The sequence below is a fragment of the Allobosea sp. TBD101 genome (genome assembly GCF_059817965.1).
This window is the reverse complement of record NZ_CM187543.1, coordinates 3208621-3223784: the sequence shown is the minus strand read 5'-3', so window position 1 is coordinate 3223784 and position 15164 is coordinate 3208621. Positions and strand designations below refer to the sequence as shown.

Annotated in this window: 16 protein-coding genes; 15 read left to right on the top strand and 1 reads right to left on the bottom strand. The window is 67.2% G+C overall.

Annotated features, from left to right (window positions below):
• The 11 genes from AC6RIC_RS15775 (at nucleotide 1) to queA (ending at nucleotide 10109) form a co-directional block, all read left to right on the top strand.
• On the top strand, nucleotides 1-1521 hold the full coding sequence (locus AC6RIC_RS15775; RefSeq protein WP_499733034.1) for an NADH-quinone oxidoreductase subunit M: 1521 nt from the start codon (nucleotides 1-3) through the stop codon (nucleotides 1519-1521).
• Between the two features lie 9 nt (nucleotides 1522-1530).
• Nucleotides 1531-2958 (top strand): NADH-quinone oxidoreductase subunit NuoN, encoded by a 1428-nt coding sequence (gene nuoN, locus AC6RIC_RS15770; RefSeq protein ID WP_499733033.1) that lies wholly within the window; start codon nucleotides 1531-1533, stop codon nucleotides 2956-2958.
• 11 nt (nucleotides 2959-2969) lie between these two features.
• Nucleotides 2970-3728, top strand: coding sequence for a biotin--[acetyl-CoA-carboxylase] ligase (locus tag AC6RIC_RS15765; protein WP_499733032.1), 759 nt, complete (start codon nucleotides 2970-2972; stop codon nucleotides 3726-3728).
• 110 nt (nucleotides 3729-3838) lie between these two features.
• Nucleotides 3839-5509, top strand: a complete 1671-nt coding sequence (locus AC6RIC_RS15760) for a ribonuclease J (RefSeq protein ID WP_499733031.1) — start codon at nucleotides 3839-3841, stop codon at nucleotides 5507-5509.
• Nucleotides 5510-5678: 169 nt separating this feature from the next.
• Nucleotides 5679-6083, top strand: coding sequence for a methylmalonyl-CoA epimerase (gene mce, locus AC6RIC_RS15755; RefSeq protein WP_091859718.1), 405 nt, complete (start codon nucleotides 5679-5681; stop codon nucleotides 6081-6083).
• 5 nt (nucleotides 6084-6088) lie between these two features.
• The gene (locus AC6RIC_RS15750) at nucleotides 6089-6481 is read left to right on the top strand and encodes a RidA family protein (protein WP_454657143.1); all 393 of its coding nucleotides are present in this window, start codon (nucleotides 6089-6091) and stop codon (nucleotides 6479-6481) included.
• Nucleotides 6478-6708 (top strand): DUF1467 family protein, encoded by a 231-nt coding sequence (locus AC6RIC_RS15745; protein ID WP_499733030.1) that lies wholly within the window; start codon nucleotides 6478-6480, stop codon nucleotides 6706-6708. Before AC6RIC_RS15750 ends, AC6RIC_RS15745 begins: the two co-directional genes overlap by 4 nt.
• Before the next feature lie 387 nt (nucleotides 6709-7095).
• Nucleotides 7096-7647 carry a peptidylprolyl isomerase gene (locus AC6RIC_RS15740; protein ID WP_499733029.1) on the top strand — a complete coding sequence of 184 codons (552 nt, stop codon included), beginning with the start codon at nucleotides 7096-7098 and terminating at the stop codon, nucleotides 7645-7647.
• Nucleotides 7648-7689: 42 nt separating this feature from the next.
• On the top strand, nucleotides 7690-8334 hold the full coding sequence (tolA, locus tag AC6RIC_RS15735; protein WP_499733028.1) for a cell envelope integrity protein TolA: 645 nt from the start codon (nucleotides 7690-7692) through the stop codon (nucleotides 8332-8334).
• On the top strand, nucleotides 8334-8804 hold the full coding sequence (locus AC6RIC_RS15730; protein ID WP_454657139.1) for a peptidylprolyl isomerase: 471 nt from the start codon (nucleotides 8334-8336) through the stop codon (nucleotides 8802-8804). Before tolA ends, AC6RIC_RS15730 begins: the two co-directional genes overlap by 1 nt.
• A gap of 219 nt (nucleotides 8805-9023) precedes the next feature.
• Nucleotides 9024-10109, top strand: a complete 1086-nt coding sequence (queA, locus tag AC6RIC_RS15725) for a tRNA preQ1(34) S-adenosylmethionine ribosyltransferase-isomerase QueA (protein WP_499733027.1) — start codon at nucleotides 9024-9026, stop codon at nucleotides 10107-10109.
• 172 nt (nucleotides 10110-10281) lie between these two features.
• On the opposite strand, the gene AC6RIC_RS15720 is transcribed toward queA, so the two are convergent.
• Nucleotides 10282-11316, bottom strand: coding sequence for a purine-nucleoside phosphorylase (locus AC6RIC_RS15720; protein WP_499733026.1), 1035 nt, complete (start codon nucleotides 11314-11316; stop codon nucleotides 10282-10284).
• Between the two features lie 178 nt (nucleotides 11317-11494).
• On the opposite strand from AC6RIC_RS15720, the gene AC6RIC_RS15715 reads away from it, so the two are divergent.
• The 4 genes from AC6RIC_RS15715 to AC6RIC_RS15700 all read left to right on the top strand — a co-directional run bounded on the left by AC6RIC_RS15715 (nucleotide 11495) and on the right by AC6RIC_RS15700 (nucleotide 15163).
• Entirely contained in the window at nucleotides 11495-12157 is a 663-nt protein-coding gene (locus AC6RIC_RS15715) for a tetratricopeptide repeat protein (protein ID WP_499733025.1), read from the top strand.
• 83 nt (nucleotides 12158-12240) lie between these two features.
• Nucleotides 12241-13638 (top strand): ribosome biogenesis GTPase Der, encoded by a 1398-nt coding sequence (der, locus tag AC6RIC_RS15710; RefSeq protein ID WP_454657135.1) that lies wholly within the window; start codon nucleotides 12241-12243, stop codon nucleotides 13636-13638.
• On the top strand, nucleotides 13638-14735 hold the full coding sequence (locus tag AC6RIC_RS15705) for an NAD(P)/FAD-dependent oxidoreductase (protein WP_499733024.1): 1098 nt from the start codon (nucleotides 13638-13640) through the stop codon (nucleotides 14733-14735). Before der ends, AC6RIC_RS15705 begins: the two co-directional genes overlap by 1 nt.
• 17 nt (nucleotides 14736-14752) lie before the next feature.
• The gene (locus tag AC6RIC_RS15700) at nucleotides 14753-15163 is read left to right on the top strand and encodes an NUDIX hydrolase (protein WP_499733023.1); all 411 of its coding nucleotides are present in this window, start codon (nucleotides 14753-14755) and stop codon (nucleotides 15161-15163) included.
• The last annotated feature ends 1 nt before the right edge of the window (nucleotide 15164 follow it).

The window sequence follows — 15164 nt, the reverse complement described above, 5'->3', positions numbered from 1 at the left end:
ATGATGTCCTTCTTCGGCTTCGGTATCCTCACCGGTCTTCTCGTCCTGCCGCTGGTCGGCGCGGTCCTGATTCTCGTCCAGCGCGGCGATCAGGCGGCGGTCGATTCAAATGCGCGCTGGATCGCGCTGTTCACGACCGGCCTGACCTTCCTGCTTGCCTGCGTCGCCTGGAACCGCTTCGACATCGCCAATCCCGGCTTCCAGATGGTCGAGACCCACGCCTGGGTTTCGGACGCCATCAAGTTCAAGCTCGGCGTCGACGGCTTCTCTTTCCCCTTCATCGTGCTGACGGCCTTCCTGATGCCGTTCTGCATCGTCGCCTCCTGGACTTCGGTCGAGAAGCGGGTGCGCGAATACATGATCGCGTTCCTGGTGCTGGAAGCGCTGATGATCGGCGTCTTCGCGGCGCTCGACCTCGTGCTGTTCTACCTGTTCTTCGAGGCAGGCCTGATCCCGATGTTCCTGATCATCGGCATCTGGGGCGGCAAGCGGCGCGTCTATGCGTCCTACAAGTTCTTCCTCTACACGCTGCTCGGCTCGGTCCTGATGCTGCTCGCCGTGATGGCGATGTACTGGAACGCCGGCACGACCGACATCCCGACGCTGCTGGCGCATAAGTTCCCGTCGCAGATGCAGACTTGGCTGTGGCTCGCCTTCTTCGCCTCCTTCGCGGTGAAGATGCCGATGTGGCCGGTCCATACCTGGCTGCCCGACGCGCACGTCGAGGCGCCGACCGCCGGCTCCGTCGTGCTGGCCGCGATCCTGCTGAAGATGGGCGGTTACGGCTTCATCCGCTTCTCGATCCCGATGTTCCCGGAAGCCTCGGCGCTGTTCGCGCCGCTGGTCTTCGCCCTCTCGGTCGTCGCCATCGTCTACACCTCGCTGGTGGCGCTGATGCAGGAGGACATGAAGAAGCTGATCGCCTATTCCTCGGTCGCCCATATGGGCTTCGTGACGATGGGCCTCTTCACCCTGACGCCGCAGGGCATCCAGGGCGCGATGTTCCAGATGGTCAGCCACGGGCTGGTCTCCGGCGCGCTCTTCCTCTGCGTCGGCGTGATCTATGATCGCATGCATACCCGTGAGATCGCGGCCTATGGCGGTTTGGTGAACCGGATGCCGGCCTATGCCGTCGTCTTCATGGTCTTCACCATGGCTAATGTCGGCCTGCCCGGCACGGCCGGCTTCGTCGGCGAGTTCCTGACGCTGCTCGGCGCCTTCCGCGCCAATCCCTGGGTGGCGTTCTTCGCGACCTCCGGCGTCATCCTCTCGGCGGCCTATGCGCTCTGGCTCTATCGCCGGGTCGTGTTCGGCGAGCTGGTCAAGCCCGAGCTGAAGGACATCAAGGACCTCAACGTCCGCGAATACGTGACGCTGGTCCCGCTCGTCCTGCTGACGATCTGGTACGGCATCCAGCCGCACACGATCCTCGACGCCTTCGCGGCGCCGACCGAAGCGCTCATCAAGAACTATCAGGCAGCCCTCGCCGTCGCGAAGACGGCGCTGGCAGCCGCGCAGTAAGGTCTCGTCATGGCTCTGCCCGCTCTCGGCCCGGCCCTGCCGGAAATCATCCTCGCCATCGGCGCCATCGCCATGGTGCTGGTCGGCGCGATCCAGGGCGAGCGCTCGACGCGCCTGCTCGAAGGGCTCGCCCTTGTGCTGCTCGCGGTCGCGCTGGTGATGGTCGTCTCCGGCACCGGCAAGATGCTGACCTTCAACGATGGCTTCATCGTCGACGGCTTCGCCCGGTTCATGAAGGTGCTGACGCTGCTCGGCGCCGGCGCCTCCATCCTGCTCTCGGCCGATACGCTACGGCGCCAGGGCACGATGCGCTTCGAGTTCCCGATCCTCGTCGTGCTCTCGACGATCGGCATGATGATGATGATCTCGGCCAACGATCTCATCAGCCTCTATGTCGGCCTCGAGTTGCAGTCGCTGGCGCTCTATGTCGTCGCAGCCTTCGACCGCGACAACGCCAAGTCGACCGAGGCCGGCCTGAAGTACTTCGTGCTCGGCGCGCTCTCGTCGGGCATGCTGCTCTATGGCGGCTCGCTGGTCTATGGCTTCACCGGCACCGTCACCTTCCCGGGCATCGCGGCCGCGACGGCCGGCGGCCATGCCGGCATCGGCCTGATTTTCGGCATCGTCTTCATCGCGGCGGGCGTCGCCTTCAAGATCTCGGCGGTGCCGTTCCACATGTGGACGCCGGACGTCTACGAGGGCGCGCCGACCCCGGTCGCGGCCTTCTTCGCCTCGGCGCCCAAGATGGCCGCCATGGCGATGGTGATCCGCGTCTTCATCGGCGCCTTCCCCGGCGCGATTCATGACTGGCGCCAGATCATCGTCTTCATCTCGATCGCCTCGATGGGCCTTGGCGCCTTCGCCGCGATCGGCCAGCGCAACATCAAGCGCCTGCTCGCTTACTCCTCGATCGCCAATATGGGCTATGCGCTGGTCGGCCTCGCTGCCGGCACGGCCGAGGGCGTGCAGGGCGTGATGACCTACATGGCGATCTATCTCGCCACGACGCTCGCCGCCTTCGCCTGCGTGCTGATGATGCGCCGCGACGGCAAGCTGGTCGAGGACATCTCGGAGCTCGCCGGCCTGTCCCGCACCAATGGCTGGATGGCCTTCGCGATGGCGATGATGATGTTCTCGCTCGCCGGCATCCCGCCGCTCGCCGGCTTCTGGGCCAAGTGGTACGTCTTCCTGGCCGCGATCAACGCCAAGCTCTATGTGCTCGCGGTGATCGGCGTGCTGACCAGCGTCGTCGGCGCCTACTACTACCTGCGTCTCGTCAAGGTGATGTATTTCGACGAGCCGAAGCCGGCTTTCGAGAAGTCGGATCTCGGCGTGCGCACCGTGCTGCTGGTCTCGGCGCTCTTCGTGCTGGTGCTCTCGCTGGTTCCGGCGCCGCTGTTCGACACGGCGGCCGCTGCGGCGAAGTCGCTGTTCTGAGCTGACGGCGCGTGCTCGGTGAGGCGGCCCGCGCCGCGGGCTATCGGTTGATCGTCCGCGACGAGGTCGGCTCCACCATGGAGGAGGCCCGCCGCGCGCTCGATCAGGGCGAGCCCGGCAAGCTCTGGATCGTCGCCCGCAGCCAGAATGCCGGCCGCGGCCGCCATGGCCGGCAATGGGGCTCGCCCCCCGGCAATCTCTACGCCAGCCTGCTCCTGACCGATCCGTCCGAGCCGGCTTTGGCTCCGCAGCTCGGTTTCGTCGTAGGCCTCGCCCTGCACGATGCCGCCGCGAAGCTGCTCGGTCCGGCCGCATCCGGCCTCAGGCTGAAATGGCCGAACGACCTGCTGCTCGACCGGGCCAAGACCTCCGGGCTGCTGCTGGAGGGCGAGAGCCGGGCAGGGCGCTTCAATGTCATCGTCGGCTGCGGCGTCAATATCGCCTCCTGCCCCACGGACACGCCGTACCCTGCGACCTTCCTCAAGGCCGTGGCGCCGCAGGCCAATGTCGAGGCCATGCTGACCGGCCTGAGCGATGCCTTCGCCCAGCGCTTCGCCATCTGGTCGCAGCCCGGTGGCTTCGGCCCGACCCGCGCCGCCTGGTTGGAGCGCGCCGCCTTCCTCGGCGAGACCATCACCATCCGCCTGCCCGAGGGGCCGCTCAGCGGCGTCTTCATCGGTCTCGACCCGTCGGGGCGCCTCGAACTCGAAACCGAAACCGGCCGCCGCGTGATCGATGCGGGCGACCTCTTCTTCGGGCCTCCGGGCTGACCGTGCCTATTGCCCGGCCTCCGTCGATCTGGAGGCCATCTCGCTGGCGTGCTAGGGCTCGTTGCCATCACGCGGCATAGATCAAGCCATTGCCAGAATCAGGATTGCCAGTGACCCGCTCCTCCGACCAGCTCGTCTTCGTTCCCCTCGGCGGCCTCGGCGAGATCGGCATGAACGCCGCTCTCTACGGCTTCGGGCCCGAGGGCCGACGAAAGTGGATCCTGGTCGATTGCGGCCTGTCCTTCGCCGGGCCGGAGGTGCCGGGCGTCGATATCGTCCTGCCCGATCTGCGCTACATCATTGAGGAACGGGCGAACCTTCTCGGCATCATCATCACCCACGCCCATGAGGATCATATCGGCGCGCTCGCCGCGCTCTGGCCCTCATTGCGCGCCCCGGTCTACTGCACGCGCTTCGCCGCCGGCCTGCTCGCGACGCGCCGCCTTTCCGAGCCAGGCGCGCCGAGTGTCGACATCAATGTCGTGCCGCAGGGCGGAGCGATCACGCTGGGGCCCTTCGATATCGAGTTCGTGCCCGTGGCGCATTCGATTCCGGAATCGAACGCGCTCGCCATCCGCACGCCGGCCGGCCTCGTCGTCCATACCGGCGACTGGAAGATCGATCCGACGCCGCAGGTCGGCCTGCCGACCGACGAGAAGCGCCTGCGCGAGCTTGGCGAGGAGGGCGTTCTGGCGCTGGTCTGCGACTCGACCAATGTCATGCGCGACGGCATCAGCCCGAGCGAGGCCGATGTCGCCGCCAAGCTGAAAGAGCTGATCCACTCGGCGCCGGGCCGCGTCGCGGTCACCACCTTCGCGTCGAACGTGGCACGCTTGCGCGCCGTCGCCGAGGCGGCGATGGCCGATCAGCGCGAGGTCGTGGTCGTCGGCCGCGCCATGGACCGCGTCATCGATGTCGCCCGCGAATGCGGCTATCTCGACGGCATCCCCGGCTTCCGCGCGGTCGATGCCTATGGCTATCTGCCGCGCGACAAGGTCGTGGCGCTGGTCACCGGCAGCCAGGGCGAGCCGCGCGCCGCGCTCTCGCGCATCGCCTCGGACGACCATCCCGAGATCGCGCTCTCGCCCGGCGACCGCGTGATCTTTTCGTCGCGCACCATCCCCGGCAACGAGAAGTCGGTCGGCAACATCCTGAACGCGCTCGCCCGCGACAAGATCGAGATCATCACGGACCGGACCCATCTGGTCCATGTCTCCGGTCACCCCCGCCGCGAGGAGATGGCCCGGCTCTATGGTTGGCTGAAGCCGCAGATCGCGATCCCCGCCCATGGCGAGGACCTGCATCTGGCCGAGCATGAAACCTTCGCCCGCAGCCTCGGCGTGAAGCATGTTCTGCGCGCCGGCAATGGCGACGTGGTCGCGATCTCGGGAGAGGGCGCCCGCAAGGTCGATGAGGTCCGGCATGGCCGGCTCTATCAGGACGGTGCCGTGCTGGTGAACGCTCTTGAGAAGACCATTCAGGAGCGCCGCCGCCTGTCCTTCGCCGGCATCGTTTCGATCGCGGTCGCCGTCGACGACAAGGGCGGCATCGCCGGCGAGCCGGAGATCGCGGTGCTCGGCCTGCCGCCGCGCACGCTCGGCGGCATCGATTTCGACGAATATGTCGCCGATACGGTCGGCGATCTCCTCGACAATATCCCGAAGGCCCGCCGCCGTGATCCCGAGGCCCTGCGCAACGCGCTGGAGCGCGGCGTGCGCAGCGCGGTCAATGAGGAGTGGGGCAAGAAGCCGCTGGTGCATGCGCTGGTGATTGAGGTTTAGGGTACGGCCCGTATGAACTGTGCGCCGTCATCCCGGGCGTAGCGAAGCGAAGACCCGGGATCCATACCGGAACGGTTCAGGCATGGATCCCGGATCGGCGCCGCTATCGCGACTTGTCCGGGATGACGCCGTGTTTCTGAGTTGAATGGATGTGATCGGGAAGAGAGACATGATCGGACGCCTGAACCACGTCGCCATTGCGGTGAAGGACTTGGAAGCCTCGACGGCGCTCTATCGCGACACGCTCGGCGCGCGCGTGTCGCAGCCGCAGCCCGAGCCGGAGCACGGCGTCACCGTCGTCTTCGTCGAACTGCCCAATACCAAGATCGAATTGCTGGAGCCGCTCGGGGCCGACTCGCCGATCGCCAAGTTCCTCGAGCGCAACGCCGATGGCGGCATCCATCACATCTGCTACGAGGTCGACGACATCCTCGCGGCACGCGACCGGCTCAAGGCGCAAGGTGCGCGCGTGCTCGGCTCGGGCGAGCCGCGCATCGGCGCCCATGGCAAGCCGGTGCTGTTCCTGCACCCCAAGGATTTCCTGGGCACGCTGGTCGAACTCGAACAGGCCTGACGACGATGACCGACATTGCTTTTCTCGGCCAGCCGGAAGCCGGCTCGCCGCGCCCCTTCAGCGCCGCGACCGTCGCGGGCGGCCTCGTCTTCGTCTCCGGGCACTCGGCGCCGCATGACCCGGCGCGCGGCATCCACCGTGGCCAGACCCCGGCCGAGGAGGTCCGCAACGCGCTCGGCCGTGTCGCCGAGATCCTGGCCGAGGCCGGGAGCTCCCTCGACCGCGTCGTGCAGATGACGATGCTGATCACCGACCCGGCCGACTACGTCGCCTGCAACGCCGAATACGTGAAGCACTTCCCGGGCGGCTTACCGGCCCGCCATACCGCACGCTTCGGTGTACCGACCGAGGCGAAGGTCGCCTTCTCCTGCATCGCGCTCGCGGGGAAAGCGGCATGAACATCGTCGGCGGCCTCGCACTCTATTTCGTGATCTGGTGGATCACGCTTTTCGCGGTGCTGCCCTTCGGCATCCGCAGCCAGCATGAGGCGGGCGATGTCGTGACCGGCACCGAGCCCGGCGCGCCCGTGCTGCCGGGCTTGCTGAAGAAGGCCGTCATCACCTCGCTGATCGCGGCGGTGATCTTCGCCGGCGTCTGGTATGTCTGGGTGACCTACGACATCTGAAAATTGGCACGTCCGCTCAAGGTACCGCCCAAGAAAAAAGGCAAGGCCGATGCCTTGCCTTTGGTAGTCCGCTTTTACCGCTGCACCGGCACACGTCTCAAAGAGCGTGCGACTCGTTTTGCAAAGCGGGCGTTTGCTCCTCCCGAGACCTGGTCCGCAGCGCTTCGACTGGCAAAGCGCTCCCAGCGCCGGAAGGATTAGCCGATTGTGACGGCGCTGTCATCAGTTTAGGCAGCTTCAGCCTGGAATTTTTGCAAGATTAGTCTTCCTTGCACTTGTGCAGTGCAGCAAGGGCAGGCGGCTGATCGACGCGATGCCTTGTTCCGGCCAAAGGATAGGGCTATCGACCGGCATCCGCCGGGCTCGCCGGCGGCCATGGAGATTTTCATGCTGCGCAGCTCGCTCGCCGCCCTTGCCGTCGTCGCCTCGCTCGGTTTCGCCCAGGCTCAGACGCCGAAGCCCGATCCCGAGAACACCGTCATCCTCGAGACCAAGGACGGCCCGGTGACGATCCGCCTGCGGCCGGACCTCGCGCCGAAGCATGTCGCGCAGATCAAGACGCTGGTGAAGCGCGGCTTCTATGACGGCATCGTCTTCCACCGCGTCATCGACGGCTTCATGGCCCAGACCGGCGATCCGACCGGCACCGGCACCGGCAAGTCCGACCTGCCGAACCTGCCCGCCGAATTTACGCCCACGCCCTACAAGGTCGGCTCGCTCGGCATGGCCCGTTCGCAGTCGCCGGATTCGGCGAATTCGCAGTTCTTCATCTGCTACGAGGGCTGCGGCTCGCTGACCGGCCAGTACACGCTCTTCGGCGAAGTGGTTTCCGGCATGGACGCCGTCCGCAAGATCAAGAAGGGCTCCAGCGCCAATAACGGCCAGGTCAGCGGCCCCGACAAGATCGTCCGCATGCGCATGCAGGCCGACGCGAAGTAAGCCGGCTCATAGCAGCAAGGGCGAGCCGGGGAGGGTACGGCGATGGTTCGAACGGCCCTGGTCGGGATCGCCCTGGCGCTCGGCATGGGCGGAGCCTTCGCGCAGGACACGCGCGATCTCGGCCTGCCGCCGCCCTCCGGCTCGCAGAATCCGGTTCTGCCCCCGCCTTCGGGCTCACAGAACCCGATCCTGCCGCCGCAGAGCGGCCAGCGCTACAATCCCGGTGTCGGCGGGCCGTTCAGCGGCGACGACATCCCCGGCCTCGACCAGCGCCGGCTCGGCACCCCGCGCGTGCTGCGCGGTGGCGGCGAGATCGGCCTGATCGGTTCGGTCACGCCTGACAATCCGCCAGAGAGCATTGAAACCGTCGATCGGCTCGACGAGATCGCCCCGGCGATCCGCCGCTGCTGGGACCCGCCGCCGCTTCCAGGCGATCTGACGGGCGCGATGGTTTCGCTCCGCTTCAGCCTCCGGCGCGATGGCAGCCTCTTTGGCCAGCCGCGCGTCACTTGGGAAACCAAGCGCGGCGACGCCGAGTTTCAGCGGCGCTTCAGCGATTCTGCGGTTGCCGCGATCCGCTCCTGCACGCCGATGAGGTTGTCGGCGGGCCTCGGAGCGAGTATCGCGGGGCGACCCTTCACCATCCGCTTCCACGGCCGCACGCGGCTCAATGAAAGGCAAACCTGATGTCCCTCGATCCCGAGAACACCCTCGTCATGGAAACCACCAAGGGCAAGGTGGTGATCAAGCTGCGTCCCGATCTCGCGCCCGGCCATGTCGAGCGCATCAAGCTGCTCGCCCGCGAAGGCTTCTATGACGGCATCGTCTTCCATCGCGTCATCGACGGCTTCATGGCCCAGGTCGGCTGCCCGCACGGCACCGGCACCGGCGGCTCGAGCTATCCGGACCTGAAGCAGGAGTTCAACGCCGAGCCGCATGTCCGCGGCATCTGCTCGATGGCCCGCGCCCAGAACCCGAACTCGGCCAACAGCCAGTTCTTCATCGTGTTCGACGATGCCCGCTTCCTCGACAAGCAGTACACCGTCTGGGGCCAGGTCGTCGAAGGCATGGAGAATGTCGACACCATCAAGCGCGGCGAGCCGGTGCGTGATCCCGATTCGATCGTTTCGATGAAGGTGATGGCCGACGCGGCCTGAGGACTGAGGTCTTCCCACCGTCATGCTCGGGCTTGACCCGAGCATCTCCTGCCAGAGATTCTCGAGTTTCCGCCCGAGAATAACGTGCGTCATCCCGGGCTTGACCCGGGATCCATGCCAGAGCGTCTCCCGACGAGGTTCAGGCATGGATCCCGGCTCTTCGCTTCGCTCCGGCCGGGATGACCGCGCGGGGATAGGGCCAAGAACGAGTTCTGCCGGATGAACGTCGATCTCTTCGATTTCGACCTGCCCGAGGAGCGTATCGCGCTCAGGCCCGCAAGCCCGCGCGATGCGGCGCGGCTGCTCGTGGTGCGTCCCGATGCGCCCGAGCCGCTGGAGGATCGCGGCATCCGCGATCTCGTCTCGCTGCTTCAGCCCGGCGATGCGCTCGTCCTCAACGATACGCGCGTCATCCCGTCCCGCCTGCGCGGACGGCGCTATCGCGGCGCGGATTCGGCCCGCGTCGAGATCATGCTGCACAAGCGCGAGAGCGAGGATCGCTGGCTCGCCTTCGCCCGCCCGGCCAAGAAGCTGGCGCTGGGCGAGCGCGTGGTTTTCGATTCGGAGGCCGCCAGCAATGCCTGCGAGCTCGGCCGCCTGCATGCCGAGGTGATCGCCAAGGGCGAGGGCGGCGAGGTCGAGCTGCAGTTCAGCCTGACCGGCGCCTATCTCGACGAGGCGATCGCGCGGCTCGGCGAGTTGCCGCTGCCGCCCTATATCGCCGGCAAGCGCCCGACCGACAGCGCCGACACGGCCGATTACCAGACCAATTTCGCCCGCAAGGATGGCGCCGTGGCCGCGCCGACCGCGGGGCTGCATTTCACGCCGGAGCTGCTGGCGGCTCTGGAGGCGCGCGGCGTCGGCCGGCATTTCGTCACGCTCCATGTCGGCGCCGGCACCTTCCTGCCGGTGAAGGCGGATGATACCGACGAGCACCGGATGCATGCCGAATGGGGCACGGTCTCAGCCGAAACGGCGGCAGCGTTGAACGCCGTCAAGGCGAAGGGCGGGCGCATCATCTGCGTCGGCACGACCTCGTTGCGCCTGATCGAGAGCGCGGCGGCGGAGGACGGCACGATCAAGCCTTTCTCGGGCGACACCGCGATCTTCATCACGCCGGGCTACCGCTTCCGGGCGGTCGATCTCCTGATGACGAACTTCCATCTGCCGCGCTCGACGCTGTTCATGCTCGTCTCCGCCTTCTGCGGGCTCGACGTGATGAAACGCGCCTATGCCCATGCGATCGCAGCGAATTACCGCTTCTACTCCTACGGCGACGGCAGCCTGCTCTTCCGGGCAGGGTGATCGTAGAGCGAACCACCTCTGTCATTCCGGGGCGCGCCGCAGGCGCGAACCCGGAACCCACGACTGGGTGAGATGCTAGACAATCCGACCGGGCAAGGGCTCGCCCGGTCGTGGGTTCCGGGTTCTTCGCTTCGCGAAGCCCCGGAATGACAAAGGGCGTGGAAATCAACCCTCACTTCATCGGCAGCGCCGGCACGCCCTTCTGCCAGACCGGCCAGTCCGCGACGATGTGGTCGACCACCTTCGAACCGACCGCCTCGATATTGGCGACGGTCTCGGCGAAGCCGCCGGCCGTCTGCCCCGGCGCCGGGTCGAGATGCTGCAGCGTCGTCTCGTTGGGGTTGCCCTGGTCGAAATTGACCGCGCCGCGCAGGCTCATGATCCGGTCGGTGCCGAATTGCCGCTTGATCACCAGCGTGATCGCCGCGGCCTCCATCTCGGTGATCACGTAATCGTCGGCGCCGTAGAGCTTGGCCATGTATTGCGCCTCCTTCGACAGGCCCGGCCCGTGGAAGAAGGTATCGCCGGTCATATGCGTGCCGACCTGGACGGAGGGAGCGGCTTGCGCCTGCTTGTCGGGATAGCGCATGCGGTACTGCTTCGCGGAATCCGAATCCTGCAGGTTCGCGCGCGAGCCGAGCCTCACCGCCCATTTCACCAGCACCGGATTGAGCTGGAAGACGCGATAGGCCTCATAACCCTTGCGCGGCATGAACACCGGCTCGCCGGGCTTGCCTTCCTCCGGTGCCCAGCGGTGGCCGAGATCGTAGTCGACCAGCCAGCTCCCCCAGGAGACATCGCCGATCGTGCCGCGCGAGGGCGGCGTGCCGGCGACGCCGCTCAGCACGAAATAGGCCTGCGAGAAGTCGTAGGCGGGGTCGAGCAGGATCGCCTGCATCGAGGATGATGAATTGACCTTGCCCATGCCGAGCACGCCGCCGCAGACGCCGTCGCCATTGCAATAGACCGGCTTCAGCGCGCCCTTGACCTCGTGCGGCTGGCTCGCCTTCCAGTAGCGCTCGTACCAGTGCTGGAACTCACCGGCGCGGTCTCCGGTATTCTCGCCGATCTCGAACATCGCGGCGATGAAGACCTTGACCTTGATCGGCTGGGTCTGCGCGGCTGCGGGCGTCGCAAGCGCTCCACAGGCGAAGGCGGCAAGAGTGAGGGCGGCGAGGCCGGCCCGTCTGGTTGTCGTCTGGTTCATGGAATTCTCCACGGCCGAAAGCTGAAAGGGCCGTCCGGATCGGCGCAGCAAGGGCCGGGCCGATTTTGCCACGGTCGGAGTGCCATCGTCCATCATGGCCTTGCCCCATGCGCTGAACCGGCTCGCATTCCCCGCCCGAAAATGCTACCGGGCTCCCAACAGGGATCAAGACAGTCAAATGGCCGATATTTTTCGCGAGATCGATGAGGAAGTCCGCCGCGACAAGGCAGCGGAACTCTGGAAGAAATATGGCTGGGTCGTCACCAGCCTCGCCGTGCTGGCGGTGCTGGCCGTCGCCGGCTGGCAGTACTGGCTGCATCGCGAGAATCAGGCCTCGCAAGCCGTCGGCGCACGCCTCGAAGCCGCGCTGAAATCCTCGCGCGATGGCGACGCCACCCAGGCCGAGACCATCCTGAAGGAATTGTCGACCACGGCGCCCGCCGGCTATCGCCTGATCGCCCGCTTCCGCCTCGCCGCGGAAACGGCCAAGCGCGGCGCTGCTGCCGGCGCCACCGCCTTCGATGCGCTCGCCGCAGACGCCTCGCTCGACCAGACCTCTCGCGACCTCGCCAAGCTGCGCGCCGGCATCCTGCGCGTCGATCTTGCTCCCTATGCGGAGGTCAAGGCCGCGCTGGAGCCGCTCGCGACCGCGCAGGGCGTCTGGCGCCATACCGCCCGCGAATTCCTTGGAATCGCCGCGCTCAAGGCCAACCTCTTCGAGGACGCCGGGCGCTGGTTTGACGCGGCGATCACCGATCCGCAGGCGCCGGCGGCCCTGCGCCAGCGCGTCGAGCTTTATCTCGCTTTGGTCCGTGGCGGTCCCGTCACGGTGAAGAACTGAACCGGAGCCTTGCTCCAACGGCGCCGCCGCCCCGGTTTCCCGCTTCGGTGGGCCGGGACGACGGCGAAAATGTGTGAAATCTGATGACAGCCATCGTCGCCCTGATCGGGCGCCCCAATGTCGGCAAGTCGACGCTGTTCAACCGGCTGGTCGGCAAGAAGCTCGCCCTGGTCGACGACCGGCCGGGCGTGACGCGCGACCGCCGCGAGGGTGACGCCACCCTCGGCCATCTCCGCTTCAAGGTGATCGATACTGCCGGCCTTGAAGAGGCCGACAAGGATTCGCTCGCCGGCCGCATGCGCGCCCAGACCGAGACCGCGATCGCGCAGGCCGATGTCGTGCTCTTCATGATCGACGCGCGCCTCGGCATCACGCCGATGGACCAGCCTTTCGCCGATCTGGTGCGCCGCTCCGGCAAGCCGGTGATCCTGCTCGCCAACAAGGCCGAGGGCAAGAAGGGCACCGAGGGCATCATCGAGTCCTACGGGCTCGGCCTCGGCGATCCCGTGCCGTTCTCGGCCGAGCATGGCGAGGGCACCTCGGACCTGCTGGAGGCGCTCGCGCCTTACATCCCCGACGAGCCCGAGGACGACGAGGACGAGACGGCCTGGGCCGACGTTCCCGCCGCCGATTCGGATGGCGAAGAGGATATCGATCCCGATCGCCCGCTGCGTGTCACCATCATCGGCCGCCCGAACGCCGGCAAGTCGACGCTGGTCAACCGCATGATCGGCGAGGAGCGGATGCTGACCGGCCCCGAGGCCGGCATCACCCGCGACACCATCTCGGTCGACTGGGAATGGCGCGGCCGCAAGGTCAAGCTCTTCGACACCGCCGGCATGCGCAAGCGCGCCCGCATCGAGGAGAAGCTGGAGAAGCTCTCCGTCGCGGATTCGCTGCGCGCGATCCGCTTCGCCGAGGTCGTGGTCGTGCTGCTCGATGCCACCATCCCCTTCGAGAAGCAGGACCTGACGCTGGTCGACCTGACCGAGCGCGAAGGCCGGGCGGTCGTCATCGGCCTCAACAAATGGGACCTCGTCGCCGACAAGCAGGGCCTGCTGGCCGAGCTCAAGGAGAAGGCCAACCATCTGCTGGCGCAGGTACGCGGCGTGCCGATCATCCCGCTCTCCGGCCTCGCCGGCGAGGGCATCGACAAGCTGATGCAGGGCGTGTTCTCGGCTTACGGTGTCTGGAACCGCCGCGTCTCGACCGCGCGGATCAACCGCTGGCTCGAAGGCGTGCTCTCGGCGCATCCGCCCCCGGCCGTCGCGGGGCGCCGCATCAAGATCCGCTACATGACGCAGGCCAAGGCCCGGCCGCCGACCTTCGCGCTGTTCGGCAACCAGCTCGACCATCTGCCGGTGTCCTACACCCGCTATCTCGTCAACAACCTGCGGGAGGCGTTCGAGCTTCCGGGCACGCCGATCCGCCTGCATCGCCGCGGCGGCGAGAATCCCTATGACAAGGAGCGCAAGGGCTGATGAGGATCGCGGTCGTCGGCGCCGGTATCGCCGGGCTTTCCACTGCCTGGTCGCTGAACAGGCGCGGGCATGAGGTGACGCTGTTCGAGCAGGCACCGCAGATCCCCAATCCCTATGCGGCCTCCGGCGACCAGCACCGCATCATCCGCCGCGCCTATGGCGGCGCCGACGGCTATGCCCGCACGATCACCGAGGCCTTCGAGGCCTGGGACGAACTCTGGGCCGATCTGGGCAGGCAGCATTACGCGCCCTGCGGCGTGCTCGGCATCTCCCAGACCGAGGGCGACGAAGGCGAGGAGTACCGCGAGGGCCTCGACCGCATGGCCTCGCCCTACGAGCTCTACGACGCCGCCGAGACCGCTCGGCGCTACCCCTTCATCGATCCGGCGACGATCCGCTACGCCTATCTCAGCCCGGAAGGCGGCGCGCTCTTCCCGGCCCGCATCGCCGCCGACATGGTGCGCCTGCTGCGCGAGCGCGGCGTCACCCTGCGCGAGGGCGCGACGGTGACCTCGATCGATCCCGAGAGCGGCCGCATCGGTCTCGCGAATGGCGAGGCGGCGAGCTTCGACCGCATCGTCGTCAGCTCCGGCGCCTGGGTGCTGAAGCTCCTGCCGGAGCTTGCCGATGTGCTCACGACCTATCGCACCGCCGTGGCCTATCTCGACCCGCCGGCTGACCTGAAGGCGGCCTGGGAGGCGGCGCCTGTCATCGTCGATGTCGGCGGTACGGTCGACGGCTATGTCCTGCCGCCGGTCGACGGCACCGGCCTCAAGGTTGGCGCCGGCGTGCACAAGCGCCCGCGCCAGCCCGACGAGGAGCGCGAGCCGCGAGCGGACGAGGGCGAGCAGATCCGCGACTATTTCTCGCCGCCCTTCGCGCGCATCGCCGAGTACCGGGTCGAACGCGTCGTGACCTGCGCCTACACCTTCACGGCGGACCGCAAGTTCCTGTCGCGGCAGATTGGCCGCGTGACGGCGGTCTCGGCCTGCTCCGGCCATGGCTACAAGTTCGGCGCGTCCGTCGGGCGGCGCGTCGCAGCTGCCGTCGAGAGCGGCGATCAGGCCGGCCTGCTGCGCTGGCTCAGGGCCGAATAGCGATCGCGGGCGCGCGCATGATCGAAACCGTCAGCGCGCTCTTCGTCGATGCCGACCGGAAGGTCCTGCTCGGCCTGCGCGCTTGCTGGAAGCAGGCCTGGCCCGGCCATTGGGATGCGATCGGCGGCAGGGTCGAGCCTGGCGAGGCGCTGGAACAGGCCCTGCTGCGGGAATGCCACGAAGAGGTCGGCCTGACGCCGACGCGCTATGAATTGGTGCTCTCGGAAGCCGAGCGCTTCCCCGAGCGCAACGGCGCCGCGCTCCACCACATCTATGTCGTCAGCGCCTGGGAGGGCGGGGCGGCGGTCAATCTCGTCGACGAACACGATGAGATCCGCTGGTTCGGCCTGGATGAGATGGCGGCCCTGCCGAACCTCACCATTCCCGATCTGATCACGCTGGTGCGGGCCTCGCTGGCGCGCGGCTGAG

Coding starts and splice junctions, on each gene's coding strand:
- AC6RIC_RS15775 (WP_499733034.1), top strand. CDS start 1: ATGATGTCCTTCTTCGGCTTCGGTATCCTCACCGGTCTTCTCGTCCTG.
- tolA (WP_499733028.1), top strand. CDS start 7,690: ATGGTTCGAACGGCCCTGGTCGGGATCGCCCTGGCGCTCGGCATGGGC.
- queA (WP_499733027.1), top strand. CDS start 9,024: ATGAACGTCGATCTCTTCGATTTCGACCTGCCCGAGGAGCGTATCGCG.
- AC6RIC_RS15705 (WP_499733024.1), top strand. CDS start 13,638: ATGAGGATCGCGGTCGTCGGCGCCGGTATCGCCGGGCTTTCCACTGCC.
- der (WP_454657135.1), top strand. CDS start 12,241: ATGACAGCCATCGTCGCCCTGATCGGGCGCCCCAATGTCGGCAAGTCG.
- AC6RIC_RS15720 (WP_499733026.1), bottom strand. CDS start 11,316: ATGAACCAGACGACAACCAGACGGGCCGGCCTCGCCGCCCTCACTCTT.
- AC6RIC_RS15740 (WP_499733029.1), top strand. CDS start 7,096: ATGCTGCGCAGCTCGCTCGCCGCCCTTGCCGTCGTCGCCTCGCTCGGT.
- AC6RIC_RS15750 (WP_454657143.1), top strand. CDS start 6,089: ATGACCGACATTGCTTTTCTCGGCCAGCCGGAAGCCGGCTCGCCGCGC.
- mce (WP_091859718.1), top strand. CDS start 5,679: ATGATCGGACGCCTGAACCACGTCGCCATTGCGGTGAAGGACTTGGAA.
- AC6RIC_RS15745 (WP_499733030.1), top strand. CDS start 6,478: ATGAACATCGTCGGCGGCCTCGCACTCTATTTCGTGATCTGGTGGATC.
- AC6RIC_RS15700 (WP_499733023.1), top strand. CDS start 14,753: ATGATCGAAACCGTCAGCGCGCTCTTCGTCGATGCCGACCGGAAGGTC.
- nuoN (WP_499733033.1), top strand. CDS start 1,531: ATGGCTCTGCCCGCTCTCGGCCCGGCCCTGCCGGAAATCATCCTCGCC.
- AC6RIC_RS15730 (WP_454657139.1), top strand. CDS start 8,334: ATGTCCCTCGATCCCGAGAACACCCTCGTCATGGAAACCACCAAGGGC.
- AC6RIC_RS15715 (WP_499733025.1), top strand. CDS start 11,495: ATGGCCGATATTTTTCGCGAGATCGATGAGGAAGTCCGCCGCGACAAG.